Consider the following 26,964-nt stretch of genomic DNA (forward strand, 5'->3'; position numbering starts at 1 on the left):
GTGCGGCTCCGCCGCGTGGGCGCGACCAGCCACAACGGCGCCGCACCCGCCAATTCACGGCACCCGGCACCTCCCTGACCCGGCTCAACCAGCGGAGCGCCTGGCAGAATCGGCCCCGTGGATCGATGGATCCTCGAACGCGAGCGCGAGTTGACGCGACTGGCCGCGGCCGCCCGGGAGGCGGCAGCCGGTGCCGGTTCGGTGGCGCTCGTCTTCGGTGAGGCCGGCATCGGCAAGTCGAGCCTGGTGAAGGCCATGCCGGAGCGGCTGCCCGGCCAGGCCCGGATGCTCGTCGGCCAGTGCGACGACCTCGCCACCCGGCGTCCCCTCGGCCCGTTCCGCGACCTCGTCGGCAGCGTGGGCGCCGATCTCGCCCGCGCCGTCATGGAGGGCGGCGACCGCCATCGCGTCTACGAGGCCCTGCACGCCGAACTCGCCGGCACCCCGCACCCCGCGGTCCTGGTCGTCGAGGACGTCCACTGGGCCGACGAGGGCTCCCTGGACGCCCTGCGCTTCCTGGTCCGGCGGATGGAAGGGCTGCCCGCCCTGCTCGTCCTCACCTACCGCGACGACGAGTTGAGCCGCGAACACCCCCTGCGTCACCTCCTCGGCCAGGTCTCCCGCACATCCCGGGTGCACCGGCTGCCCCTCGCCCGGCTCTCCCTCGACGCGGTGCGCGCGCTGAGCGCCGCCCGCAGACTCGACGCCGCCCAGGTGTACGAGGTGACGTCCGGCAACCCCTTCTTCGTCGCCGAGATCGTGGCCGCCGGCGGCACCGGGGGAGTGCCCCCGACGGTCGTCGACGCCGTCATGGCCCGGCTGCGGGGCCTGGACCCGGCGACGGTGGACGCGCTGGAACAGCTCACGGTCGTACCCTCCGCAGTCGAACGTCCGCTGGTCGACGCCCTGTTCAAGGACGGCGTGGCCGTGCTGGCCGCGGCCGAGCAGCGCGGACTGCTCACCGTCGCGCCGGAACGGGTCGCGTTCCGGCACGAGCTGATCCGGCGGGCCGTCGTCGACTCGCTGCCCGCCGCCCGCCGCATCGACCTCAACCGCCGCGTCCTCGCCGCGCTCATCGCCCGGCCCGGCTCCGACGCCGCCCGCATCGTCCACCACGCCGACCAGGCCGGCGACCAGGACGCCATCGCCCGCTACGGCCCCGACGCCGCCAAGGACGCCGCCTGCGCCGGCGCCCACCGCGAGGCCGCCGCCCAACTCCGGCTCGTCCTGCGCGGGCGCCACCGCTACGGCCCGGCCGACCTCGCCGACCTGCTGGAACGCTACGCCGTGGAGAGCTACACCATCGCCGACTCGGCCGCCGCCGTCACCGCCCAGCGCGAGGCCGTCGCGCTGCGCCGCTCCCTCGGCGACACCCTCGGGCTCGGCGCCGACCTGCGCTGGCTGTCCCGCATCCACTGGTGGGCCGGCGACGCCGACCAGGCCCAGGACGCCGCCCGCGAGGCCGTCGCCGTCCTCGAACACGCCGGCGACGACCGGCTCCTCGCCCTCGCCGTCAGCAACACCGCCCAGCTGCGCATGCTCTCCGACCGCTACACCGAGGCCGTCGAACACGGCGAACGCGCCATCTCGCTGGCCCGCAAGGCCGACGACGCCGCGATCCTCTCCCACGCCCTGAACAACGTCGGTACGGCCCGCTGGCGCGGCGGCGACCCCGGCGGGCGGCGACAGCTGGAGGAAAGCCTGGAGGTGGCGCTCGCCGCGGGCGAGGTCGAACACGCCTGCCGCTCCTACGCCAACCTGATCTGGACCCTCCTCGACAACCTCCGGTACGACGAGGCCGACCTCTTCCTGCCCCCGGCGATGGACCTCGCCGACCGCGCCGAACACCTCGGCTTCCTCAACTACCTCCACGTCGAGCTGGCTGTACGGCGCCTGGCCGCCGCCGACTGGGAGGACGCCGAGAAGCACGCCGAGTACGGCATGCACGACTTCGTGCCCGCCCGCTGCCCCGCCCTCACCGTCCTCGCCCGGGTCCGGATCCGCTGCGGCCGGCCCGGCGCCGCCGAACTCCTCGCCGAGGCCCGCGAGATCGCCGTACGCACCAGGGAACTCCAGCGCACCGGGCCGGTCGCGGCGGCACTCGCCGAGGCGGCCTGGCTGCGCGGCGACCTCGCCGCCGTCACCGCCGCAGCGGGGCCCGTCCACGCCCAGGCCGACCGACTGCCCGGCGTCCCCTACCGCGCCGAGCTCGGCTACTGGCTCACCCGGGCCGGCCACACCGTCCGACTCGACGACTCGGAGCATCCGTACGCGCTCCAGGCCCGCGGCCTCTCGCACGAGGCCGCCACCCGCTGGCTGGAGGCGGGCTGCCCCTACGAACACGCCGTCGCCCTCGCGGAGAGCCCCGACCCCGCCGACAAACTCACCGCCCTCGCCACCCTCGACGCGCTCGGCGCCGAACCGCGCGCCCGGCTGCTCCGCACCGAACTGCGCGGGATCGGCGTACGGCACATCCCGCGCGGCCCGCTCGCCGCGACCCGGGAGAACCCGGCGGGCCTCACCCGGCGCCAGCTCCAGGTCATGCGGCTGCTCGCGGACGGACTGACCAACGCGGAGATCGCGGCGCGGCTCGTGGTGTCGGTGCGGACGGTCGACAACCACGTGCGGGCCGTCCTCGACAAGCTCGACGCCCCCACGCGCCGCCACGCGGCCGCCCGCGCGGCGCGGCTCGGACTGCTGGCGGAAGGGGAAGGAACGCTCCCGGAGGCCGAGGGGCCGCTTCCGCTCTCCGAAACGTAGGTATCCGGCGGCGCCGAGCTGGGTGACGCACACGGATGTCCGTTCGGTGGTGACGCGAGTAGAACGGGCGAATCGATCCGAATTTCACGAAACGGGGGATCGCATGTCCAGCTCCATCGCCCGCGCGGCGCGCAGTGAACTCACCGAATTCACCGGCGAGTTGATCGGCCCCGACGACGCCTCCTACGAGGAGGCCCGCAGCGTCTACAACGCGATGATCGACCGGCGCCCCGCCCTGATCGCCCGCTGCGCCGACGCGGACGCCGTCGCCCGCGTGATCGGCTTCGCCCGCGCCCACGACCTGCCGCTCGCCGTGCGGGGCGGCGGCCACCACGGCGCCGGCCTCGGCACCGTCGACGGCGGTGTGGTCGCCGACCTGTCACCGCTGAAGCACATCGAGGTCGACGCCGAGGCGCGCAACGTCCGGGTCGGCGGTGGCTGCGTCTGGGGCGAGGTCGACCGCGCCACCAACACCCACGGCCTCGCCACCCCCAGCGGCATCATCTCCACCACCGGCGTCGGCGGCATCACCACCGGCGGCGGCCTCGGTCACCTCACCCGCAGGTGCGGGCTGACCATCGACAACCTGCTGGAGGCCGAGGTCGTCCTCGCCGACGGGCGGAAGGTGGTCGCCAGCGGCTACGAGAACAGCGACCTGTTCTGGGCGATCCGGGGCGGCGGCGGCAACTTCGGTGTCGTCACCTCGTTCCTCTTCCGGCTGCACGAGATCAGCACGGTCGTCGCCGGACCCACCTTCTGGGCGGTGGAGGACAGCGCCGAAGTCCTCGCCGCCTACCGGGACTTCCTGCCGACCGCGCCCCGCGAACTCAATGGCTTCTTCCTGCACGGCACGGTCCCGCCCGCCCCGCCGTTCCCCGAGGAGATCCAGCTGCGCAAGACCGCCGGCATCGTCTGGTGCTACACCGGCGCCGACACCGAGGCCGCCGCCCGCGAGATGGCCCCGCTGCTCGACGCGCTGCCCGCGCCGCTGCTGCACGCCCCCATGGTGCTGCAACACCCCGAACTCCAGGCCATGTTCGACGGGCTCTACCCACCCGGCCACCAGTGGTACTGGCGCGCCGACTTCGTGGAGTCCATCCCCGACGACGCCGTCGCTCTGCACGCCAAGTTCGGGGCCGAGGTCCCCACGATGCAGTCGACCATGCACCTCTACCCGATCGACGGCGCCGCCCACGACGTCGGCCAGGACGAGACCCCCTGGGCCTATCGGCACGCCAACTGGGCGTCCGTGTACGCCGGTGTCGACCCCGACCCGGCCAACGCCGAGCTGATCAAACGCTGGACGGTCGACTACTTCGACGCCCTGCACCCGTACTCGGCGGGCGGCGCCTACGTGAACATGATGATGGACGAGGGTCAGGAGCGTGTCCGGTCCAGCTATCGCGGCAACTACGACCGGCTGGCCCGTATCAAGGCCGACCGCGACCCGGACAACGTCTTCCGCCTCAACCAGAACATCCAGCCGGCCGCGAAGCCGACGCACGAGTCGCGGCCGTAGTCCGCGCCTCACAGGGGGGGCGCTCACCAGGCGTCCACGTACGAACGGTGCCTCGGCTGCGGGGCGGGGCACCGTTCCAGGGCCGCCAGGATCCAGGCCCGCGACCCGGCCGGGTCGATCACCGCGTCGATCTCCAGCGCGGCCGCCGCGTTGACCGCCTTCCCGTGTTCGTACAACTCGGCGACCCGCGCCTCGAAGGCGCGCGCACGCTCGGCCGGGTCCGCGATCGACTCCAGCTCCCTGCGGTAGCCGAGCCGGACCGCGCCCTCCAGCCCCATCCCGCCGAACTCCCCGCTGGGCCAGGCGGCGGTGGCCAGCGGAGCACGGGTCGAACCGCCCATCATGGCCATCGCGCCGAGCCCGTACGCCTTGCGCAGCACCAGACTCACCAACGGCACCCGCAGGTTGGCGCCGATGACGAACAGCCGCGCGAAGTGCCGTACCGTGGCGGTCCGTTCGGCGTCCGGGCCGACCATGAAACCCGGGGTGTCGCACAGCGAGACGACCGGCAGCCCGAACGCGTCGCACAGCTGGAGGAATCGCGCGGTCTTGTCGGCCGCGTCCCGGTCGATCGCCCCGCCCAGATGCGCCGGACTGCTCGCGATCACCCCCAAAGGCCGCCCCTCGACGCGCGCCAGACAGGTCAGCACCCCCACCCCGAACTCCGCCCGCAGCTCCAGCACGGACCCGACGTCCGCCAGCCCGCGCACCACCGCCCGCATGTCGTACGCCCGCCGCCGGTTCTCCGGCACCGCGTGCCGCAGCAGCCGCTGGTCCGGCGCCTCCCAACTCCCTTGCGCGCCTTGGAAGTAGCCCAGGTACCGACGCGCGACCCGCACGGCCTCCGCCTCGTCGGCTACCGCGATGTCGACGACCCCGTTGGGCACCTGCACCGACAGCGGCCCGACCTCCTCCGGCCGGTACACCCCGAGCCCGCCGCCCTCGATCATCGCGGGCCCGCCCATCCCGATGCTCGCCTCGGGCGTGGCGATCACCACGTCACAGCATCCGAGCAGCGCCGCGTTCCCCGCGAAACACCGCCCCGAGGCGATGCCGACCAGCGGCACCAGACCGCTCAGCCGCCCCATCCGCTGGAAGGTCGTCACGTCCAGGCCCGCCACCGCGGTCGTGTCGGTGTCCCCGGGCCGGCCCCCGCCGCCCTCCGCGAACAGCACGACCGGCAGCCGCCGTTCCGCCGCGATCTCCAGCATCCGGTCGGTCTTGCGATGGTTCTGCAACCCCTGGGTCCCGGCCAGGACGGTGTAGTCGTACGACATCGCCACGCACGGTCCGCCGTTGACCCGCCCGGTGCCGCTGACCAGACCATCCGCCGGCGTCGACCGGATCAGGTCGTCCAGCGAGCGCCGCCGGCGCTGGGCGGCGATCGCGAGGGCGCCGAACTCGGTGAACGTGCCGTCGTCGCACAGGTCGTCGATGTTCTCGCGGGCCGTACGACGACCGAGCGCACGCCGTTTCGCGACCGCCTCGGGCCGGTTCTCGTCCAGCCCGAAGGCATGCCGGCGCCGGACCTCCGCCAGGTCCGCCCTGACGGAGTCCAAGTCGATGGCCTCGTCGGTGAGTTCCTCCGCCCCGCCGCCGTCGAACCCCTCCAGCTCGATCAGCGCCTGTCCTTCGCCGACCGACGCGCCCACCCGGGCATGCACGGCGCGCACGACACCCGCACCGGGCGCACGCACCACGTGCTCCATCTTCATCGCCTCGATCACCGCCAACTGCTGTCCCGCACGCACCGGTTCACCGGGGGAGACATCGACGGAGACGACGGTCCCGCTCATCGGGGCGGTGGCCGATCCATCGACCAAAGCGGCATCCGGGATCACGACGGAGTGTTCCCAGAAGCCCGGCCACGCCAGCACTTCCCGCAACAGCGGGATGCCGGTCCGCACCCCCTCGACGGCGAACTCGCCCAACGCCCGCCGCACCCGCGCACAGGCAGCCTCGACGCCCCCACCCGGCACATGCGCGACCACCTTCGCGAGCAACGGGTCGTACCGCGAACCGACCTCCACCCCCGCCCGCACCGCGGTGTCGACCCGCACCCCGGGCCCGGTCGGCACGTCGAACCGAGTGATCCGCCCCACCGACTCGGCGCTCACCCGCGCCTGCACGGCGAACCCGCGAGGCGGCGCGGGCGGCCCGGCGAGCCCCAGCCCGGCGAGCGTCTCCCCGGCCGCGAGCCGCAGTTGTACGGCGACCAGGTCGCACCCCGTCACCTCCTCGGTGACCGTGTGCTCCACCTGGAGGCGCGGGTTGGCCTCGATGAAGTGGAACCGGTCGGCCAGGACGAGGAACTCGAAGGTCACCAGGCTCGAACAGCGGGCGGCGGCCGCCATCCGCAGCGCGCTGTCGAGGATCTTCTCCCGTACCGCGTCCGGGAGTCCGGGCGCGGGCGCGATCTCGATCAGCTTCTGATGACGCCGTTGGACGCTGCAGTCCCGGTCCCACAGATGCGTGACGGCACCGGTCGCGTCCCCGGCCACCTGCACCTCGATGTGCCGGGCACCCTCCAGCAGCCGCTCCACGTACAACTCGCCGCGCCCGAAGCCCTGCACGGCCTCCGAACGGCACCGCTCCCACGCCTCGTCCAGCTCCTCGACCCGCCGCACCACTCGCAGACCACGTCCGCCGCCCCCGCCGACGGCCTTCACCATGACCGGCCCGTCCGCCAGGAAGGCCCGGGCCTCCTCAAGGCCGCCGTCGCTCGCCGGGAGGACCGGAACCCCTGTCCGGACGGCTAGTTCACGCGCCCGCACCTTGTCCCCGAAGACCTCCAGCACCTCGGGCGCGGTCCCGACGAAGACCACGCCCGCCTCGGCGCAGCGCCGGGCGAGGTCGGCGCTCTCGCTCAGGAACCCGTAACCGGGGTGCAGATAACGGCAGTCGGCCCGTACGGCAGCGTCGACCAGGGAGTCCGCGTCCAGGTAGTCGCCCAACGGCACGGCCTCGTCGGCCAGTCGGACATGAGCGTCGTCGCCCTCGACGTACACCGCGACCGTGCGCAGCCCGCACTCGGCCGCGGACCGCAGCACCCGTACCGCGATCTCCCCGCGGTTGGCGACCAGTACGGCACCCATGCGTGAGCCCTCCGGAGCGTCGGCGACCAGCCCCGTCATGCTGGTCGACGTCGGCGTCGAGGTCCAGGGTGCGCAGGTGTCAGGGGGCCGAGCGTGCCAGCCAGTCGTACGCGTCCCGTGCCGTGAACTCCTCCTGACCGCCGCGCAGCAGGAGCGAGGCGGTGGCGAACTCCGGGGCGTCGGCCTGCGCGGTGACGTACGGGATCGCGATGCAGCGCATGCCGGCCGCGTGCGCGGCGGCGGCGCCCGGGGCGGCGTCCTCCAGGACCACACAGTCGGCCGGAGTCGCGCCGAGCCGGCGGGCGGCCTCCAGGAAGACGTCCGGGGCGGGTTTGCCGCGCTCGACCTCGTCGGCGGAGACGACGGTGGGCAGGAAGGCGTCCAGACCGGTGCCGGCCAGGATCGCCTCGATGGCCTCCGGGGAGGACCCCGAGGCGACGGCCATCGGAACGTCCTCGGTCGCCAGCAGTTCCACGAACTTGCGCATCTCGGGGTACGCGCGCGTGGAGACACGCGCCAGCTCCAGGTAGCGGCGGTTCTTGGCCTCGAAGACCTCCTCCACGGAGGCCGCGAGACCGTACTCCCGCTTCCAGATCCCGACCGTCTCCAGGGTGCTGATCCCGACGTACCGCTCGTGGTCCGCCCAGGTGTAGTCGGGGACGCCGTACTGGGCGAGCACCTGACGGCCGGCCTCGTAGTAGTTCGGCTCGCTGTCCACGAGCGTTCCGTCGAGATCGAAGATGACCGAGGTGGGCCCCAGAGTGCTCATGTCGTCCAGGATGTCAAAGATCAGTTCCGGGCCGTGCGGCCGATCGACTCCACGAGCGGCAGGAGCCGGTGCGGCACGCGCTCGCGCAGCGCCACCTCGGTGCGGGTGCGGACCACGCCCGGCAGGCTGATCACCTTCTGGATCACGTCCTCCAGATGCGCGTTGTCCCGCGCCACCACCCGCGTGAGCAGATCACCGCCGCCCGCGATCGAGAAGGCCTCGACGATCTCCGGCACGGCCGCCAGCGCCTCGCCCACGTCGTCGAGGCGGCCCTGGGTGACCTCGATGTGCACGAACGCCAGCACCGGATGTCCGAGGGCGGCGGGGGAGAGCGACGGACCGGTGCCGGTGATCACGCCGTCCCGCTCCAGGCGGTCAAGGCGGGCCTGCAACGTGCCGCGGGCGACCCCGAGGATGCGGGCGTACTCGCGCACGCTCGTGCGCGGCTGCTCCAGCAGCAGCCGCAGGATGCGGGTGTCCAGCTCGTCCACGGCCATCGCGCAGCCGCCTTTCCACGGTGATGGTCCGTTGGCCCGCTGATGGACGGGGTGAGACCGTTTTGTCTGTGCCAATGGCTCAGCGTATTCGACGCCACTTGAGCCAGTCGCCACGGCGATGCTGCAATGAGCCTGTCGATGGCGCTGCGGACCCCGCGGCGCCTTTTGCATGTCGAGACACAGCAGGGGCGGTCGGTAGTGCTGAAGAGGGTGTTCGTGGCTCCGGACCCGGGGCGGACGCGGCTGCGGTTCGCGGCCCGGGCCGTCCTCGGTATCGGGCTCGGCGTGGTCGTGTGCGCGCTCGCCGGGCACTCCCTCGTCGGCGCCGTCACCGGCGGGCTCGCCGCGCTGCTCGCCCTGTTCACCGTCACCGACGCCACCGTGCGCGGACAGGCGGTCACCACCGCGCTGCTGCCCGCCGTGGGCCTGCCCGTGCTGGCCGCCGCGGCCGAACTGCACGACCACCCCGTCGCCCGCGACCTCACCTTCCTCGCCGTCATCGGCGCGGGCGTGTACGCACGCCGCTGGGGACCGCGCGGACACAGCCTCGGCGTGTTCGCGTTCATGACCTTCTTCGTGGCGCAGTTCCTGCACGCCACCACCGACCGGCTGCCCGAGCTCTACGCCGCCGTCCTGCTCTCCGTGGCCACCGCGGCGGCCGTGCGCTTCGGCCTGTGGTGCTACGAGCGCCGGCTGCCCCTGCCCGCCGTGCCCGCCCCGCCCGCCGGTACCGGCCTCGCCCGGGTGACCACCCGACAGGCCGTCCAGGCGACCGTCGGCGCGGGCTTCGCGCTCGTCGTGGGCCAGCTGGTGTCCGACGAGCGCTGGTACTGGGCCGTCGGCGCCACCTGGTGGGTCTTCGTCAACACCGCCTCGCGCGGCGAGACCCTGGTCCGCGGCTTCCGCCGTGTCCTCGGCACCGTCATCGGCATCGGCCTCGGACTGCTCGTCGCCGTACCGCTGGACGGCGCCGGGCTCCCCACGGCCGCGCTCCTCGCCGCCTGTGTCTTCGGGATCTTCTACACGGCCGCGGTCTCGTACACCTGGATGATGCTCTGCGTCACCGTCCTCGCCGAGCTGCTCTACGGCCTGCTCGGCGTCCTCACCCCCGACCTGCTCGCGCTGCGCCTGGCGGAGACCGGCATCGGGGCGCTCGGCGCGGCCCTCGCCGTGCTGTTCGTGCTGCCCGTGACCACCCACACCACCACCGACGCCTGGATCCAGCGCGCCCTGCGCTGTGTCCACGCCTGCACCGCCGAGGCCGCCGCCCGACTCGCCGGCACCCCGGACGCCGACCCGGCCCCGCGCGTGGCCGAACTGGAGCAGTTGCTGGCCAGGGTCCGGCTCTCCGTCGCCCCGCTGGTGCACCCGCTGAACCCGATGCTCGGCCGCAAGCGGCGCGCCCGCCGGGTGCTCGCCCTGCTCGACGACTGCGCCCGCGAGATCCGCGGCCTGGTCGCCGTCGCCGCCGACCCCGAGGCCTCGCACGACGCCCGCCTGGCCGCCGCGTGCTGGCGCGTGGAGACGGCGGTCGAGGCCCTCACCGGAGGAAAGCAGCCGACGGTTCCGGACCAGCCGTCCGCCGAGGAACCCGCCCTGGCCCATCTGCACGGCCTGGAGCGGGCACTCGCCGACCTGGCGGCCCCACTGCGGGCACCGTCCGGCTCGCCGCTGGTGGGGGCCTGACGACTCCACGGGACGTGAGCGACGTGGCCGCCGGACGGCTGTCGTCGTCCGTCGCGGGCGGATGAAATCCTCGTCGTACGGTCCTTATGGTCTAGACCGCTGCTACCGTCACCCCCAATGGCGCAGGACCGAGAGGGGACAGCGGTGGCAGACGGCGGCGGGTGGCAGCGGAGGGCCTTCATCGGGTCGTTCACGGCGGCCGGAGGCCCCGGCATCGTGACGGCGGCCGTGGCCCCGGACACCGGCGCGCTCACGCTCCTGAGCAGCCTCGACGGCCTGTCCGACCCCTCGTACCTGGCCCTGGCGCCGGACGGGGACACGCTCTACGCGGTCAGCGAGACCGCCGAGGGCACGGTGGCCGCCTACCGGGTCACCGGCGACCGGCCCGAGCCCGTCGGCCGCCCGGTGCGCGTCGGCGGCGGGCCCACCCACCTCGGCCTGTACGACGGCCACGTCCTGACCGCCGACTACGGCTCCGGCAGTGTCACCGCCGTCCCGCTCCGCCCCGACGGCGGCCTCGCGGGCCCCGCCTCCGGCGCACTGCGCCACACCGGCGCGGGCCCGCACACCCGGCGCCAGCAGGGCCCGCACGCCCACCAGGTGCAGGCCGACCCGAGCGGTCGGTGGGTCGTCAGCGTCGACCTCGGCACCGACTCCGTCCGCGTGTGCACGCTGACCGGCGGGACCCCGGTCCCGCACCGTGAGATCGCCCTGCGCCCCGGTTCCGGGCCGCGGCACCTCGCCTTCCACCCGGACGGCACCCACGCCTACGTCGTGAACGAACTCGCCCCGACCGTCACCGTCTGCCGCTGGGACGCCTCCGACGGCCTGCTGAAGCCGCTGACGGAGGTGCAGGTGCTGGCGGACGCCCCGGCCGGCGACGCCTACCCCTCCGGCATCGTCGTCTCGCCCGACGGCCGCTTCGTGTGGACCGCCACCCGCGGCGAGGACGTCCTGTCCACGTTCGCCGTCGACGGCGACGAGCTGCGCCTCCTCGCCACCGTGCCGTGCGGCGGCCACTGGCCGCGGGCCATCGCCGAGTCGGGTGGGTACCTGTACGTCGCCAACGAGCGCTCCGGCGACGTGACCTGGTTCGCCCTCGACGCGGAGACGGGGCTGCCGCGCCGGGGCGGCGGGGGCCCGGGCCCGGCTTCGGTCAAGGTCGCGGCGGCGTCCTGCGTGGTGTTCGGCTGACTCCCGAGCACGCCGCCGTATGCCGAAGGGCCCGCCTCCCGTACCGGGAGCGGGCCCTTCGGCGGTGCCTGCGGTCGCGCGTGCGGCGGTGCCTGCGGTCGTGCCTGAGGCGGTGCCTGCCTCAGCGCGTCGGAGCGCCCTGCGGCTGCTGCGGCGCGATGCCCAGCGCCGTCGTGTACTTCGCCAGCGCGAGCTTGCCGATCGCCGGGTAGGGGCCGAGCGCCTCGGCGGCGGAGCAGCCCGCCTCCTTGGCCGCCGCCTCGATCAGACCCGGGTCGATCTCCGGCCCTATCAGGTACGGCGCCAGGGCCAGGTTCTGCGAGCCCGAGCCGCGCAGCTGCTCGGCCACGGAGGAGATCGAGCCCTCCTGGTCGAGGGCGGCCGCCATCACCGGCACGGCGAGGCGCGCGGCCAGCAGCATGCCGGTGATCCCGGCCGCCTGCACGGCCTCGTCACCGCCCACGGAGGCCAGGATGATGCCGTCCGCGGCGGTCGCCACGGTGAACAGCCGGGCGCGGTCGGCGCGGGCCAGACCGGCCTCGGACAGCCGCACGTGCAGCGCCTCGGCGAGCAGCGGGTGCGGGCCGAGCACATCGGTGAGGTCGGCCGCGACACGGCTGTCCATCACGGCCTGGCGGACCACCCGCAGCAGCGCGCTGTCCGGACCGGCCAGCAGCGGCACGACGACGGCGACGGGGCCCTCGGGCTCCTTGACCTCGAGGCCCGCGGCCCTGGACTGCTCGTACCGGGCCGTGCGCTCCTCGCCGGCGTGCGCGAGCACGGACTGGAGCGTGGGGAACTCCACGTCGTCCCCGTCGAGGTAGCCGATCCGCGCGTCGAGGCCGGGGAGCTCGGAGCGGGCGATGCTCACGACCTCCTCGGCGAGGCTGCGCGTGGCAGCGCTGGGCGTTCCCGGCACGGCGAGAACAAGCGCGGGCGCGCCCTCGGGAGCCGCCAGCGGCTCGGGACGGCGGTGCCGTCCGGGCTGGCGGGGGCGCGGCATTCGTACTGGCAGGCCGGCGGGCCCAGTGGGGGAGCTCATGGCGCCGCATGTTACTGGCTTACTGGGCTTCCCTGTTCGGGGAGGGTGCAGGTGAGCGGTATCCGTCCGGTTTTGTCTGATGAGTTACGTAGGGATCGGACGCGGGCGCCGTGTCGGGATCAGTCGCCCGTTCCGGTCATCACGTGCACCATCGACGCATCACTCGGCAGAGTGAGCGCCCCGGTCGCCAGGTCGGTCGCGATCCGCACGGCCCCGTGCAACGGATCCCCGGCGGCCGCGACCCGGCGCGCGTGCGGCAGCCGTTTCGCCAACTCCTCCTCCAGGGGTACGAGGAGCGGGGCACCCATCCTGAACAGCCCGCCGGTGACGGCCACGTGGGGTTCTCCACCGGGCGGACAGACGGCCGCCGCCGACTCGGCCATGTGCCGGGCCGCCTCGCGCAGGATGCCGGCGGCCACCGGGTCGTCGTCCGCGCAGGCGGCGACCTGGGGCGCGAAGGCGGCGAGGACGGCGGGCCGGTCCGGGCGCGGATAGAGCCGGCCCGGCAGCCCGGCCACCGGACCGAACTCGCCCTCGGCGCGGGCCAGCAGCCCGGCGGAACCCCCGGGGCGCCCGTCGTACGCCCGCAGAGCCGCCTCCAGCCCCGCCCGGCCGATCCAGGCACCGCTGCCGCAGTCGCCGAGGAGATGCCCCCAGCCGTCGGCGCGACGCCAGCCGGTCAGATCCGTGCCGATGGCGATGAGCCCCGTACCGCCCGCGACCACGGCACCCGGCGTCGGCCCGAGGGCACCCACATAGGCGGTGACGGCGTCGGCGACGAGCGCGATCGGCCCGACCCCGAACTCCCGCCGCAGGGCGCCCGGGAGTTCGGCGCGCAGGGCGTCGCCGAGCGTGGTCAGCCCGGCGGCCCCGACGACGGCGGCACCGAGCCGCGTCACCTGTGTCTCGGCGGCCAACTCCCGGACCATCGGCACCAGTTGTTCCATCAGGTGCGCCGGGTCGATACCCCGCGCCCCCGTACGCACCGGCACGCGCGACTCCCGCAGCCCCAACGCGCCGCGCCACGCCGTGCCGACGGCGACGCGGAGACCGGAGCCGCCGGAGTCGACCGCGAGGATTCCAGGGTCGGCCGGGCCCGCGAGGCCTCTGTCGTCACCCCTCGGCTCGGCCGGGATCGGCAGGACCCCGTCACGATTCGCGCCGCTCTCAAGTCCCCCGTCGCCCGCGCCCGTTGCGGTCACGGCAGACGCCAGTCCACCGGTTGCCCTCCCTGTCGGACCAGCAGGTCGTTGGCCCGGCTGAACGGACGGGAGCCGAAGAAGCCGCGGTCCGCCGACATGGGGGAGGGATGGGCCGACTCCACGGAGGGCAGATCGCCGAGGAGCGGACGCAGATTGCGGGCGTCGCGGCCCCACAGGATCGACACCAGCGGCTTGCCGCGTGCGGCCAGCGCCCCTATCGCCTGCTCGGTGACCTCCTCCCAGCCCTTGCCGCGGTGCGCGGCCGGCTTGCGCGGGGCCGTGGTGAGCGCCCTGTTGAGCAGCAGCACGCCCTGCTGGGTCCACGGCGTCAGATCACCGTTGGAGGGCTGCGGCAGCCCCAGGTCGGTGTTGAGCTCGCGGTAGATGTTGATCAGGCTGCCGGGCAGCGGACGCACCTCCGGCGCGACCGAGAACGACAGGCCCACCGCGTGCCCGGGCGTCGGATAGGGGTCCTGGCCGACGATCAGGACGCGGACCTCGTCGAAGGGCTGCTGGAAGGCCCGTAGGACATTGGATCCGGCCGGGAGGTAGGTGCGTCCCGCGGCGATCTCCGTCCGCAGGAAGTCGCCCATCTCGGCGATCCGTCCGGCGACGGGTTCCAGGGCCTTCGCCCAGCCCGGTTCGACGATCTCATGCAAGGGTCGTGGTGCCACGGGCGTCACCCTACTGCCGTACGGGCAGCGGCGATCAACCGGTGGCCAAGGCCCGGTGGTCCCCCCTCGTGGCTCATCCCACCACCGCGGCCCGCACGCACAGCACGTCCGGCAGATGCGAGGCGAGCTGCTGCCAGCTGTCGCCGTCGTCGCCCGAGGCGAACACCTCGCCGTTGCGGTTGCCGAAGTACACCCCGGCCGGATCCGCGTCGTCGGTGCAGAGCGCGTCACGCAGCACCGTGCCGTAGTGGTCGCCCTGCGGCAGCCCCGCGGACAGCGGCTCCCAGCTCTTGCCCGCGTCCGTCGTACGGAAGACCCGGCAGCGGTGGTCGGCGGGGACACGGTCCGCGTCGGCGTTGATCGGGAACACGTACGCCGTGTCACCGCGGCGCGGGTGGGTGGCCATCGCGAAGCCGAAGGTGGACGGCAGCCCCTCGCCGATGTCGGTCCAGTGCGCTCCCGCGTCGTCACTGCGGTAGACGCCCCAGTGGTTCTGGAGATACAGCCGGTCCGGGGTCACCGGGTCCTGGGCGACCTTGTGCACGCACTGCCCGAACTCCGGGTCGGGATCGGGCAGGAACACCGCGGAGACACCGGAGTTGGAGGGTGCCCAGCTCGCGCCGCCGTCGGACGTCCTGAAGACCCCGGCCGTCGACACGGCGACCGTCACCGACTGTGGATCGCGCTTGTCCGTCACGACCGTGTGCAGCCCCTCGCCACCGCCGCCCGGGACCCACTTCGCCCGGGTCGGGTGCTCCCACAGCGGGCGGACCAGCGTGAACGTCTCCCCGCGGTCCTCGGAGCGGTACAGCGCCGCCGGTTCCGTGCCCGCGTAGACCACGTCCGGCTCCGCGGCCGCCGGATGCAGCTGCCACACGCGCTCCAGCGAAGCACCCGTGTCCTTAGGGAACTTGACGGCGGGCCGGGCCGGTTCGGTCCAGGTCCGGCCGAGGTCGTCGGAGTGGAACACCGACGGCCCCCAGTGCGCGCTGTCGCCGCCCGCCAGCAGGCGTGGCCGCTCACCCCGGGTGTCGATCGCGACCGAGTACACGGCCTGCGCGTTGAAATACGGACTCTCGTCGAACTCCCAGGCGCCACCCCGCCCACGCCCGATGAACAGGCCCTTGCGGGTCCCTACGGCGAGCAATACCTCGGTCATGCCGATCACCTCCGCGACGTCCTTGTCTCAGATATCGGCCAGTCTGCACCCAGCCACTGACAGTCACCCCTGGAAAAGGCTCCGCCGCAGGTCAGGGCGGTGATGGTAGCTCGTGTCGGCGATCCGCGGGCGGCTTTCGCGAAGACGGGCGGGGGCGGGGAGCCTTGTGCGACGGTCGAGCCGTGGGGACTCGCGTGAGCACCTCGGCGACGTCCCCCGTATGGAAGGGCGGCCCGGCATGTTCATGCGCTCATGAGGAGGAAGCCTTCGATGGCGTTCCGTAATTCGAAGGTGTGGTTGTGGCGCTGGCGGCGCAATCCGCTCAGGCGGCGCGCCGACAAGGTGGAGGCGTGGGTCGTCCTCGGCGCCTGGCTGCTCACCGTCCTCGCGGGGGTGTGCGCCGGTCTGGTGGCGAGCCGGTCCGTCGAGGGCACCCTCGCCCGGGAGCGCGTCGAGTGGCGGCAGGTCGAGGCACGGCTCGTGGCGAAGGCGCCCGGCACCTTCGCCGGGCAGACCGGGACCAGCAGCGGCGACCAGGTGTGGGCGGAGGTCCGCTGGGCTGCCCCCGACGGCTCCTCGCACACCGGCCAGGTCCGCGTCCGTCCGGGCAGCGCCGGCGGCACCCCGGTCTCCGTCTGGACCGACCGGGAGGGCCGTCTGGTCACCCGCCCCGCCACCCCCGCGCAGGCCCAGCTCCGCGCGGCCCTGATCGGTGCCCTGCTGGGCGTGAGCGCGGCGATCGTGCCGTTCGTCACCGGACGTATGCTGTGCGGCCGCCTGGAACGCCGACGGATCGACCAATGGGACGCGGAGTGGGCACGGTTCGGCCAGCAACGGGGACGGACGGCAGGCTGAGGGAGGGGGCGGGTGGCACATTCGGCCGCCCTGCGCCCCGCCCTCCCCGCTCTCTCCCCGCGGGGGCGCGAGGGCGTGAGGGCGTGAGGGCGTGAGGGCGCGATTCACCCCGCCCCGAGCGCCGACCGGCAGATCTCCAGCAACCGCTCGTCGGAGAAGACCGCCAGCGGTGCGTATCCCCCGCAGGGGGCCATGTACCGCTGGGGAGCGGCCAGCTCCGCCCGGAGCAGGTCGTGCAGTGGCGCCCCGGCGGGGCCCATGGCCGCGACGCACTCGGCGACGGGCCGCCGCAGCTCGGGCGTCCGCGCCCACGTGCTGCGCAGCAGCGGCAGCACCAGCTCGGATTCCGCTTCGCCGCCGATCCGCCACAGCGCGCACGCCGCCGGCGTCCGCACCCACGCGTGCGCTGCCTCGGCCTCTCGCCGCAGCCCGACCACCGCGGGCGCGGCCTCCGGTCCCAGGCGGGCCAGGACCTCGGTCGCACCCCGGTGCGCGACGATCTCCCCGTCAGGTGTCAGCAGCACGGGCAGTACGGCCGCGGCGTCCCCGGTCAGCGTCCAGAGCGCGTCCGCCGCATCGATGGCGTTCTCCCCGTCCAAGAGCCCCCGCACCACCGGGATCGCCTCGCGCGCCGCCCCGCCGAACGCCCCGAGCGTGCGCAGGGCCGCGCCGACGACGAGGGAGCGCAACCTGTGGTCCGGCAGATCGGTCAGCAACCGCAGGACCAGCGGCAGGCTCTCCGTGTCGTGCAGCTCGCCGAGCGCCGTGAGCAGCACCGTCGCACGGTTGTGGACGTCGGGGTCGTCGAGGGACAGGCCCGCGAGTCCGGCCCGCAGCGCGGGTGCGAGAGGCTGGGCGGCCGGTCCCAGATGGGCGACGACCTGCCCCAGGTCGTAGGGCGCGTCGGGGGCGGCGAGGAGCTGTTCCAGCACCGGCACCGCGCGTGGGTCCCCGCTCCTGGCCAGCGCTCTGAGCGGCTCGCCCAGCGTGGGCGGGCCGTGTTCCCAGTGCCGCACCCACAGCTCGGGGCGGGAGGTCACCAGGGCGTGCAGGTCGTCGGCGGCGGGTGCGGCCAGCTGGTAGAGGTCCTCCAGGACGGAGGTCGCGGCGTCGCGCAACTGGTCCTCTTCGGCGGCCAGGTGGGCGCCGATCAGGGCGACGGGCGTGCTGTAGTCGGCGCGCCAGTCGCGGAAGAGTCCGGCGGACATCCACATCGCGTTGCACCGGTCGGTCGGGTCCGGGCTCGTCAACTGCCCGTTCAGCAGGGCGATCCGGTCGGCCACCCGGCCGTCGAGCCCGGTGTGCAGGGTCCGCAGCAGCTGGGAGCCCTCCTCGTCCGAGGGGCGCAGCCGCCGCAACCGCCCGACCAGCGTGTTCGTGTCCGGACGATCGGGTTCGCACGCCGGGTCCGGGCGCTGTCCGGACCGCTCCCGGAGCAGTCCCACGACCGTGGGGACCAGGTCGGCGGGGAGCCGGTCGGGCGCGCTGCCCGCCAACTGGCCGAGCGCGGCCAGCCGTTGACCTGGGCCGTAGGGCGCCAGGCTGAGGGCGGTGAGGAGATCCACGACCTCGCGCGCGTGCCCGGGATGTCGACGGGCCAGGAAGCCGAGCCCCTCGGTCAGCGCGAGCAGGACCCGGTCGTCCCGCTCCACCGCGATCCGCTCGCGCAGCAGGCCCAGGACCCGCTCCGGTCGGTCCAGGAACCGCACGACGGCATTCGCGGCGGTCCTGCGCACTCCCCAGTCCGGGTCCGCGGCCAGCCGGGCGAAGACCTCCGCCCCGGACCGGACCGCCGCGTGCGCCATGGCGTACCCCGCGTCCACGCCCTCGGGCACCTCCCCGTCGCCGCCGATGCTGACCAGGAGCTCCACGATCTCGCCCCGGTCCCGCACCTCCTCGCGGGCGGCGAGCCTGAACAGGTAGGGAACGCAGGCGAGCGTCGAGTCGTACACGTCTCCCTGGTGGTGCACGGCGCCGTACATCCCGTCGAGCGCGATCTCCCGCTCGGCGGGGTCTGCGGAGGCCAGGCCCCGCAGTAGGCCGGGAACGTCCTGCGCGCTCCCGTACGCATGCCGCATCGAAGCCCAGTCGACCTCGTCGATCCCCGTGAACACGCTGCCCTCCCCAGGCGTAGTGCCAAGTGATCCCGAGTCTGCACCACGGCACTGACAACCAAGCGGAATCGCGGGGTGACGGTCTGTCGGCCAAACGACGTCGGCCACAGGACGACCTCCGACGGCCGGCTACAGGACGACCCCCGACGGCCGGCCGGAGGGCGACGTCCGACGGCCGGTTTCGCGGCGGCGCGGCCTCCGATCAGCCGCTCCCCGGCAACGCCCGCCCCAGGATCGCGCCCACGTCGGCCGAGTCCGGCAGCGTGCCGAAGGAGTACCCCCAGTCGCCGCCGAGCCGGGTCGCGCAGAACGCGTCGGCGACCGCGGACGGGGCGTGCCGGACCAGGAGGGAGGCCTGGAGGGTGAGGGCCATCTGCTCCACCAGGCGTCGCGCCCCGGCCTCGGAACCGCCGCTCAGCAGCCCCTTCAACCGGTTCACCGAGGCGTCCAGCCGCGCGTCCGCCCCCTGCGCCAGGGCCAGTTCGCCGAACAGGGCCTCCGCGGTCCCCGCCTCCCGCGTCAACGCCCGCAGCACGTCGAGGGCGTTGACGTTTCCCGAGCCCTCCCAGATCGAGAGCAGGGGCGCCTCGCGGTAGTGGCGGGGCATGCCCGAGTCCTCCACGTAGCCGTTGCCGCCGAGGCACTCCAGGGCCTCCGCGGTGAAGGCCGGGCCCCGCTTGGTGACCCAGTACTTGCCGACGGCGGTGGCGATCCGCCGGAACGCCTGCTCCCCGGCGTCCCCGCGCACGGCCCGGTCGGCCGCGCCCGCCAGCCGCAGGGTGAGGGTCGTGGCCGCCTCGGACTCCAGGGCGAGGTCGGCGAGCACGTTGCGCATCAGCGGCTGGTCGACCAGCCGGGCGCCGAACGCGCTGCGGTGCCCGGCGTGATGGCCCGCCTCGACGAGCGTCTTGCGCATCAGCGTGGCCGACATCATCACGCAGTCGAGCCGGGTGCAGTTGACCATCTCGATGATCGTCTTCACCCCCCGCCCCTCGGGCCCGACGAGCCAGGCCACGGTCCCGTCGAACTCCGGCTCGGAGGACGCGTTCGAGCGGTTGCCGAGCTTGTCCTTCAGCCGCTGGATGCGGAAGGTGTTGCGGCTGCCGTCGGGCAGGACGCGCGGCACCAGGAAGCAGGACAGCCCCTCCGGCGCCTGCGCCAGCACCAGGAACACGTCGCACATCGGCGCCGAGGTGAACCACTTGTGGCCCCGCAGCGTGTAGACGCCCGGCTCCGAGGTCGGCGCGGCCACCGTCGTGTTCGTGCGGACGTCGGAGCCGCCCTGCTTCTCGGTCATCCCCATGCCCGCCAGCAGACCGCGCTTCTCCGCGGGCACCCGCAGCCCCAGCTCGTACTCCCTGCTGGTCAGCAGGGGTTCGTAGACCTTCGCGAGGTCCGGCTGGTGACGCAGCGCGGGGACGGCGGCGTACGTCATCGAGGTCGGGCAGCCGTGCCCGGCGTCGGTGTGTCCCCACGCCAACCCGCCCGCCGTGCGCGCCACATGGGCCCCGGACCGGTCGTCCGCCCAGGGCGCTCCGGCCAGCCCCTCGGTGACCGCGGCCCGCATCAGATGGTGCCAGCTCGGATGGAACTCGACCTCGTCGACCCGGTGGCCGTACCGGTCGTGCGTGCGCAGCTCCGGCTCGTGCCGGTTGGCGAGCTCGGCCCACTCCTGCGCCTCCGCGCTGCCCGCGAGCCGGCCGATCCGCCGTACGTCGTCCTCGGCCCAGCCCGCGCCCTCCCGGCGCAGCCCCTCCAGCAGGGCCACGTCCTCGGACGCGTCGTAGGGGGCCAGGGGAGGGGGCTGGTTGGTGACGTCGTGCGTCGCGCTGCCCTCGTGCGTCGGTGAGAAGACCATACGGCGAGTGTTGCATTTTCACTGCGACTGTAGCAATGGTGCAATACGACCTACAGTACGTGACCATGCGGACGAACCCGGCCGACCGGCCCGACCAGCCCGATCGGCTCGATGCCTCCGGCCGGACGGGGCGGCCCGACGAGCTGGAACTGCGTCCGCTGTCCGCGCGCTCGGTCGTCCTGAGCCTGCTTCTGGGCGCGCATCCGCCCGAGCTGCCGGTGAAGGAGCTGGTGCGCCAGGTGGAGGCCTTCGGCGTAGGCGGGTCCACCGCGCGGGCCGCGCTCAGCCGCATGGTCGCCGCCGGGGACCTGCGCCGCACCGACACCGTCCACCGGCTGAGCGACCGACTCCTGGAACGTCAGCGCCGCCAGGACGACGCCGTGCATCCCCGCACGCGCGCGTGGGACGGCGATTGGGAGATGCTCGTGATCACGGCGACGGGCCGCGGCCCCGCCGAACGGGCCGATCTGCGCACCCGGCTGACCGCGCTGCGGCTGGCCGAACTCCGCGAGGGCGTCTGGCTGCGCCCCGCCAATCTGAGCCGCCCGCTGCCGGCCGACCTGGCCCAGGTGGGGGAGCGGTGCACGACCCGTCCTGACCGCCCCGCGGCCGAACTGGCCGCGCAGCTCTGGCCGTTGGGCGCCTGGGCCGCTAAGGGCCGGGCCCTTCTCGCCCACACCGCGCGCGTGGACGGCCCCGCCGACCGCTTCACCGCCTTCGCGGCGGTCGTACGCCATCTGCTCGCGGACCCGGTCCTGCCCACCGGCCTCCTGCCCGCCGACTGGCCGGGAACCGCCCTGCGTACCGCGTACGCCGACTACCGGCGTGAACTCGGAACGCGGTGAGCCGCACATGATGCGGCGGCCGTACGAAGCGCCGTGCGGGGACGCTTCGGACGGCCGCCTTCACCGTGGGGGGATACGGGCTGACGTGACTACTTGTACGTGATGTCCGAGGACGAGTACTTGCAGTACGTCCCGTCCGGACCCGAGCCGTTGGTGGTCGGCTCCTTGCCGCTGTTGTTGCCGATGTACTTCTGGCAGGGGACGATCTTCTTGCTGGAGTCGCCGACGATCGTGATGCCCTTGAGGGTCGCGCTGTCGCCGTAGTTGGTGTTGATGCCGACGAGCTTGTTGCCCGTGTAGGTCGCCTCGATGGTGTTGAGGTTGATCGTCCGCTTGTACTGCGTCGAGCAGTTGCCGCAGGAGCGGACGAACGTGCCGAAGTTCTTCACCGCGAAGTTGGAGATGTTGAGCGTCCCGGCGCCGTTGAACTGGAACACCTTGTCGCTGGCTTCCTTCGCGCCACCACCGGAGATGGTGTACACGTTCGACGACGAGGAGCCCCTGAACGTCGCCGCGTCCTCGCCGACGTCCTCCCACCAGACGTTCTGCAGCGTGCAGCTGCCCTCGCAGTGGATGCCGTCCGCGGCGGGCGCGCCGATGATGACGTTCTTCAGGACCGCGCCGGCGGCGAGCTTCAGGATCGGGCCCTGGTCCTCGTCCTGGCTGCCGCTGCCCAGGTCACCTGAGCCGTACAGGCGCTGCATCCCGTAGTCCTTGGTGCCGGACACGGAGATGGTGGAGGTGACCGCCTTGCTGCTGGTGGGGGTGGGCCAGGTGGCGGCGCTCGCGGTCGGCGTGTTGATTGCCATGATCATGCCAACCGAAAGGCCGAGTGCGGCCGTCGCGCCGGTCAGTGCGCGGCGGTGTGTGCGGGGAGGTGGAGAAGAAGTCATGTCCCGATTCCTTCTGTGTGCGGGGGGTTGGTCGTTGATCGCGTACGTGAACGATGTGTGCCATTACGAACGACACGTGCAGATCCATGCGGCTCTTCCCGGGGAGTGTCGTGCCGTTCGGTCACCCTGCTGAACGGAACGTAGAGGGTAAGCGCTTTCTGGTCAACGCTTCGCGCAGAAGGTTTCTATGGCGTGGGAGCGCTTCCATGGCAGCCATGTGCATGCCACCATTCCTGTTGCTCCCCTCAGCGATGCCCCCACGAGCCGCCATCACGAAGGGACCCACCGTGTCCGCCACTGTCGGCACCCTCGCGAGGAGACCGCTGCGCGCGGTCCTTGTCGCACTCCACGGAATGCTGGTGGCGTTACTCGCCGCCGCACTCCTCACCGCACCCCCGGCCGCCGCCGAGGAGGCCGCCCCGACCGCCACCCTCACCGAGATCACGAACTTCGGCGCCAACCCCAGCAACCTGCAGATGTACCTGTACGTCCCCGAGACCGTCACCGCCCGTCCGGCGGTCCTGGTGGCCGTCCACTACTGCACCGGCTCCGGCCCGGCGATGTACTCCGGCACCGAGTACGCCTCGCTCGCCGACCAGTACGGGTTCATCGTCGTGTACCCGTCCGTCACCCGCTCCAGCAAGTGCTTCGACGTCTCCTCGCCGCAGGCGCTCAAGCGCGGCGGCGGCAGTGACCCGGTCGGCATCAAGTCGATGGTCGACTGGACGGTCGACGCCTACGACGCCGACACCAGCCGTATCTTCGCCACCGGCATCTCCTCCGGCGCGATGATGACCAACGTCCTGCTCGGCGACTACCCGGACGTCTTCGCCGCGGGCGCCGCCTTCTCGGGCGTGCCGTTCGGCTGCTTCGCGACCACCGACGGCTCGGAGTGGAACAGCGCGTGCGCGCAGGGCACGATCACCCACACCGCCCAGGAGTGGGGCGACATCGCCCGCGCCGCCTACCCCGGGTACACCGGCTCCCGCCCGCGCATGCAGCTGTGGCACGGCACCGAGGACGACGTGCTGCGCTACCCCAACTTCGGGGAGGAGATCAAGCAGTGGACGAACGTCCAGGGGGTGAGCCAGACCCCGGCCGCCACCGACTCGCCCCAGTCGGGCTGGACCCGCACCCGCTACGGCGGTACCGGTGACCGCGCCCAGGTCGAGGCGATCAGCCTCCAGGGCGTCGGACACAACCTGTACGCCTGGGGGATGGCCGCCCGCGTGCTCACGTTCTTCGGCCTCGACAGCGGCGGCACCGTGCCCCAACCCCCGGCCGGGCCCTGCAAGGTGACCGTGACCACCAATGCCTGGAACACCGGCCTGACCGCCTCGGTGACCCTCACCAACACCGGCACGACCACGGTCAACGGCTGGCAGCTCGCCTTCACCCTGCCCGCCGGGCAGACCATCACCAACGGCTGGAACGCCATGTACGCGCCGAGTTCCGGCGCGGTGACGGCGACGAACGCCTCGTACAACGCGACGCTCGCGCCGAACGCGAGCGTCAGTATCGGTTACCAGGCGACGCACACCGGGAACAGCGCGGCACCGGGCGCCTTCAGTCTCAACGGGACCGCCTGCACGGTCGGTTGATGTGAATCAGTCCCAACGGAACCGCCTGCACCGTCGGTTGACCTGATCCGGCCGCAGGCGCCGTCAGTACGGCAGCAGTCGTCCCGACGGTGTCCTGCGGTCGATCGTCTCGTCCCGGCGCGGGGCGGGTCGGCGGATGACTCGGATACGGGTCTGACCCTTCATGACGCCCTCCTCATGCCTGATACCAACAGCCTCGCTGTCGCGGGCGCCTGGCACATCGTGCCTGGGGAGGCATTACCCCTGACCTGGGGGGAGCAACCGCCGGGGCCGCCCTGCTTCTACGGGAGGACCGGGACCTACTACTGAGGTACCAGTCCTCCGCGGGCGCTTCCCGTCGGCTCAGACCGACCGGTGGTACTGGTCCGGCACGTGCACGTCGCCGCCCAGCTCGCGCGCGGCCTGCCGCGCCCAGGACGGGTTGCGCAGCAGCTCACGGCCGAGGAGCACGGCGTCCGCCTCGCCGTTGACCAGGATCTTCTCGGCCTGCTCGGGCTCGGTGATCAGACCGACCGCGGCGACCGGCAGCTTGGTCTCGGCCTTGACCCGGGCCGCGAACGGCACCTGGTAGCCGGGGCCGATCGGCATCCGCACGCCGGAGGCGTTGCCGCCGGTGGAGACGTCCAGGAGGTCGATGCCGTGGGCCTGGAGATCGGCGGCGAACCGGACCGTGTCGTCCGGCGTCCAGCCGCCCTCCTCCAGCCAGTCGGTCGCCGAGATACGGAAGAACAGTGGCTTGTCCTGCGGCCACACCTCCCGTACGGCGTCCACGACTTCGAGCGCGAAGCGGGTGCGGTTCTCGTACGAGCCGCCGTAGGCGTCGGTGCGGTGGTTGGAGTGCGGGGAGAGGAAGTTGCCGATCAAGTAGCCGTGCGCGCCATGGATCTCGGCGATCTCGAAGCCGGCGGCGAGGGCGCGGCGGGCCGCGTCCGCGAACTGACCGACGACCTCCTGGATCTGAGCGAGTGTCAGTTCGGTCGGTGTCGGGTGCCGCTCGTCGAACGCCACCGGGCTCGGTCCGAGCGGCTGCCAGCCGCCGCCCTCGGCGCCGATCGGTGCGCCGCCCTTCCAGGGCCGCTCCGTCGAGGCCTTGCGCCCGGCGTGGGCGAGCTGGATGCCCGGGACCGTGCCCTGGCTCACCAGGAAGCGGGTGATCCGCCGGAAGGCCTCGACCTGGATGTCGTTCCAGATGCCGAGGTCGTACGGCGAGATCCGGCCCTCGGGGCTCACACCGGTGGCCTCGACGATGACCAGGCCCGTGCCGCCGGCCGCGCGCGCCGCGTAGTGCGCGAAGTGCCAGTCGTTGGGTGCCCCGGCCTCGGGGCCCTCGGGTGCCGCGGAGTACTGGCACATCGGCGGCATCCACACCCGGTTCGGGATCGTCAGGTCGCGCAGGGTGTAGGGCTCGAAGAGTGCGCTCACGGCGGGCTCCATTCGTCACGGGACCGGTGGTCGACTCGTACGATAGGCATCGTAGTACGGTAGATGTCAAACTACGAAGGGTTTCGTACAATGAGCGTCCCGAAGCCTTCCCGAAGAGGTGGAGCCGCCGTGACCTCGCCCGCTGTCAGCAGCCGCGACCTGCCGCATCCGGCCCGGGACGAGATCCGGCTGGAGTCGATTCTGCACGCGCTCTCCGACCCGATGCGCCTCGCGATCGTGCGTGAGCTCGCCACCGCCGGTGACGAGCTCACGTGTTCGCAGTTCGAGCTGCCCGTCACCAAGTCCACCACCACGCACCACTTCCGGGTGCTGCGCGAGGCGGGTGTGATCCGGCAGATCTACCGGGGCACGGCCAAGATGAACGGCCTGCGCCGGGATGACCTAGACGACCTCTTCCCGGGGCTGCTCGACGCCCTGCTCGGCGCCGCCGGGCGGCAGGCCGTCCGGCTCGGCTGAACCCGTCTTCGAGGGAAGGTGGTTGAAGAGCAGGTTCAGCACGATCGCCGTCAGGCAGCCCGCGCTGATGCCGCTGTTCATCACTGTCTGGAACCAGTCCGGGAACTTCTCGTACACCGTCGGCACCCCGACCGGCAGCATGCCCATGGCCACCGAGACGGCCACCACCGTGAGGTTGTTGTTGCCCTTGAAGTCGACGGTGGAGAGGGTCCTGAGGCCGCTCGCGGCCACCGTCCCGAACATCACCAGCCCCGCACCGCCGAGCACCGGCGCCGGTATCGCAGCGACCACCGCGCCCAGCTTGGGCAGCAGACCGAGCAGTACGAGGATGCCGCCCGCCGCGGCCACGACCCAGCGGCTGCGGACGCGGGTCATGCCGACGAGGCCGACGTTCTGGGCGTACGCCGTGTAGGGGAAGGTGTTGAAGACACCGCCGAGGACGGTCGACAGGCCGTCGGCGCGCAGGCCGTCCGCGAGGGTGCGCGGCTCGACCTTGCGGTCGGTCATCTCGCCGACCGCGATCAGGTCACCGGTCGTCTCGGTCATCGTCACCAGCGCCACCACCAGCATCGACGCGATCGCCGAGGCCTCGAAGGTGGGCGCCCCGAAGTGGAACGGCGTACTGATCCCGAGCCAGTCGGCGTCGCCGACACCGTCGAAGTCCGTGAACCCGAACGGAACGGCCACGGCGAGACCCACCACGATGCCGATCAGCACCGCGATCCGGCTCAGGAACGCGGGCGCGAACCGCTGCACACCCAGCACCACGAGGAGCACGAAGAGGGCCAGGCCCAGGTTCTTCGGCTCCCCGAAGTCCGCCGAACCGACCCCGCCCGCGGCCCAGTTGCCCGCGACGGGCAGCAGTGAGAGGCCGATGATCAGGATCACGGTGCCCGTGACGAGCGGTGGGAAGAAGCGCAGCAGTCTGCCGAAGACCGGCGCGAGCAGCATGATGGCGAGCCCCGCGACGATCACCGAGCCGTAGATCGCGGGGAGGCCGCCGCCGGTCGTGCCGATCAGCACCATCGGGGAGACGGCGGCGAACGTACAGCCCTGCATGATCGGCAGGCGCACGCCGAAGCGCCAGAAGCCGACACACTGGATCAGGGTGGCGATACCGCACACCAGGAGGTCGGCGGTGATCAGGTAGGCGAGATCCGCGGGCGACAGTTTCATCGCGCTGCCGACGATCAGGGGGACGGCCACGGCGCCGGCGTACATGGCGAGTACGTGTTGGAGGCCGAAGGCGAGGAGGTGGCGGATGGGTGGGACTTCGTCGACAGGGTGCGTGGTCATGGGTGG

Annotated in this window: 20 protein-coding genes; 8 read left to right on the forward strand and 12 right to left on the reverse strand. The window is 72.9% G+C overall.

Features of this window, described 5'->3' with window-relative positions; translation table 11 throughout:
• Window positions 1-117 precede the first annotated feature (117 nt).
• Together OG885_RS39010 and OG885_RS39015 are read left to right on the forward strand one after the other, a co-directional pair.
• Window positions 118-2,760 (forward strand): ATP-binding protein, encoded by a 2,643-nt coding sequence (locus tag OG885_RS39010; RefSeq protein ID WP_405740219.1) that lies wholly within the window; start codon window positions 118-120, stop codon window positions 2,758-2,760.
• 103 nt (window positions 2,761-2,863) lie between these two features.
• On the forward strand, window positions 2,864-4,279 hold the full coding sequence (locus OG885_RS39015) for an FAD-binding oxidoreductase (protein WP_405740222.1): 1,416 nt from the start codon (window positions 2,864-2,866) through the stop codon (window positions 4,277-4,279).
• 23 nt (window positions 4,280-4,302) lie between these two features.
• Here the strand turns inward: OG885_RS39015 and OG885_RS39020 are convergent, their stop codons facing one another.
• From OG885_RS39020 to OG885_RS39030, 3 genes are read right to left on the reverse strand one after another with little or no spacing between them, the layout of a single operon-like run.
• Window positions 4,303-7,413, reverse strand: coding sequence for a carboxyl transferase domain-containing protein (locus OG885_RS39020; RefSeq protein ID WP_405740224.1), 3,111 nt, complete (start codon window positions 7,411-7,413; stop codon window positions 4,303-4,305).
• 40 nt (window positions 7,414-7,453) lie between these two features.
• A complete protein-coding gene (locus OG885_RS39025) occupies window positions 7,454-8,143 on the reverse strand; it encodes an HAD family hydrolase (protein WP_405740227.1) in 690 nt (229 codons plus the stop codon).
• 20 nt (window positions 8,144-8,163) lie between these two features.
• Window positions 8,164-8,640, reverse strand: coding sequence for an Lrp/AsnC family transcriptional regulator (locus OG885_RS39030; RefSeq protein WP_405740230.1), 477 nt, complete (start codon window positions 8,638-8,640; stop codon window positions 8,164-8,166).
• 198 nt (window positions 8,641-8,838) lie between these two features.
• On the opposite strand from OG885_RS39030, the gene OG885_RS39035 reads away from it, so the two are divergent.
• Complete coding sequence (locus OG885_RS39035; RefSeq protein ID WP_405743082.1) at window positions 8,839-10,326, forward strand: FUSC family protein; 1,488 nt, start codon at window positions 8,839-8,841, stop codon at window positions 10,324-10,326.
• 144 nt (window positions 10,327-10,470) lie between these two features.
• Window positions 10,471-11,520, forward strand: coding sequence for a lactonase family protein (locus OG885_RS39040; protein ID WP_405743084.1), 1,050 nt, complete (start codon window positions 10,471-10,473; stop codon window positions 11,518-11,520).
• Window positions 11,521-11,641: 121 nt separating this feature from the next.
• Here OG885_RS39040 and OG885_RS39045 read toward each other — a convergent pair whose 3' ends face one another.
• From OG885_RS39045 to OG885_RS39060, 4 genes are all read right to left on the reverse strand, one after another.
• Window positions 11,642-12,562: a sirohydrochlorin chelatase gene (locus OG885_RS39045; protein WP_405740233.1), complete on the reverse strand. Its 921-nt coding sequence runs from the start codon at window positions 12,560-12,562 to the stop codon at window positions 11,642-11,644.
• 119 nt (window positions 12,563-12,681) lie between these two features.
• Window positions 12,682-13,704 carry an N-acetylglucosamine kinase gene (locus OG885_RS39050; protein ID WP_405743086.1) on the reverse strand — a complete coding sequence of 341 codons (1,023 nt, stop codon included), beginning with the start codon at window positions 13,702-13,704 and terminating at the stop codon, window positions 12,682-12,684.
• Between the two features lie 56 nt (window positions 13,705-13,760).
• Window positions 13,761-14,438: a uracil-DNA glycosylase gene (locus OG885_RS39055; RefSeq protein ID WP_405740235.1), complete on the reverse strand. Its 678-nt coding sequence runs from the start codon at window positions 14,436-14,438 to the stop codon at window positions 13,761-13,763.
• A 73-nt stretch (window positions 14,439-14,511) separates the two neighbouring features.
• Complete coding sequence (locus OG885_RS39060; RefSeq protein WP_405740237.1) at window positions 14,512-15,597, reverse strand: WD40/YVTN/BNR-like repeat-containing protein; 1,086 nt, start codon at window positions 15,595-15,597, stop codon at window positions 14,512-14,514.
• Between the two features lie 270 nt (window positions 15,598-15,867).
• On the opposite strand from OG885_RS39060, the gene OG885_RS39065 reads away from it, so the two are divergent.
• A complete protein-coding gene (locus OG885_RS39065) occupies window positions 15,868-16,452 on the forward strand; it encodes a hypothetical protein (protein ID WP_405740240.1) in 585 nt (194 codons plus the stop codon).
• A gap of 104 nt (window positions 16,453-16,556) precedes the next feature.
• Here the strand turns inward: OG885_RS39065 and OG885_RS39070 are convergent, their stop codons facing one another.
• Complete coding sequence (locus OG885_RS39070; RefSeq protein WP_405740243.1) at window positions 16,557-18,566, reverse strand: HEAT repeat domain-containing protein; 2,010 nt, start codon at window positions 18,564-18,566, stop codon at window positions 16,557-16,559.
• A gap of 202 nt (window positions 18,567-18,768) precedes the next feature.
• Window positions 18,769-20,424, reverse strand: a complete 1,656-nt coding sequence (locus tag OG885_RS39075) for a DNA alkylation response protein (protein WP_405740245.1) — start codon at window positions 20,422-20,424, stop codon at window positions 18,769-18,771.
• A 65-nt stretch (window positions 20,425-20,489) separates the two neighbouring features.
• Between OG885_RS39075 and OG885_RS39080 the strand changes: the two genes are divergently transcribed.
• On the forward strand, window positions 20,490-21,269 hold the full coding sequence (locus tag OG885_RS39080) for a PaaX family transcriptional regulator C-terminal domain-containing protein (RefSeq protein WP_405740248.1): 780 nt from the start codon (window positions 20,490-20,492) through the stop codon (window positions 21,267-21,269).
• Between the two features lie 89 nt (window positions 21,270-21,358).
• Here the strand turns inward: OG885_RS39080 and OG885_RS39085 are convergent, their stop codons facing one another.
• Window positions 21,359-22,162 (reverse strand): pectate lyase, encoded by an 804-nt coding sequence (locus OG885_RS39085; RefSeq protein WP_405740251.1) that lies wholly within the window; start codon window positions 22,160-22,162, stop codon window positions 21,359-21,361.
• Window positions 22,163-22,515: 353 nt separating this feature from the next.
• Between OG885_RS39085 and OG885_RS39090 the strand changes: the two genes are divergently transcribed.
• On the forward strand, window positions 22,516-23,763 hold the full coding sequence (locus OG885_RS39090; RefSeq protein WP_405743088.1) for a PHB depolymerase family esterase: 1,248 nt from the start codon (window positions 22,516-22,518) through the stop codon (window positions 23,761-23,763).
• Between the two features lie 342 nt (window positions 23,764-24,105).
• Here the strand turns inward: OG885_RS39090 and OG885_RS39095 are convergent, their stop codons facing one another.
• On the reverse strand, window positions 24,106-25,185 hold the full coding sequence (locus OG885_RS39095) for an NADH:flavin oxidoreductase/NADH oxidase (RefSeq protein WP_405740254.1): 1,080 nt from the start codon (window positions 25,183-25,185) through the stop codon (window positions 24,106-24,108).
• A gap of 129 nt (window positions 25,186-25,314) precedes the next feature.
• On the opposite strand from OG885_RS39095, the gene OG885_RS39100 reads away from it, so the two are divergent.
• Window positions 25,315-25,662 carry an ArsR/SmtB family transcription factor gene (locus OG885_RS39100; protein ID WP_405740257.1) on the forward strand — a complete coding sequence of 116 codons (348 nt, stop codon included), beginning with the start codon at window positions 25,315-25,317 and terminating at the stop codon, window positions 25,660-25,662.
• Here OG885_RS39100 and OG885_RS39105 read toward each other — a convergent pair.
• Entirely contained in the window at window positions 25,588-26,958 is a 1,371-nt protein-coding gene (locus OG885_RS39105) for a nucleobase:cation symporter-2 family protein (protein WP_405740260.1), read from the reverse strand. The two genes, OG885_RS39100 and OG885_RS39105, sit on opposite strands and share 75 nt — an antisense overlap.
• Window positions 26,959-26,964 lie beyond the last annotated feature (6 nt).

Source organism: Streptomyces sp. NBC_00028 (assembly GCF_045041065.1).
In the GTDB taxonomy this organism is placed as follows: Bacteria; Actinomycetota; Actinomycetes; order Streptomycetales; family Streptomycetaceae; genus Streptomyces.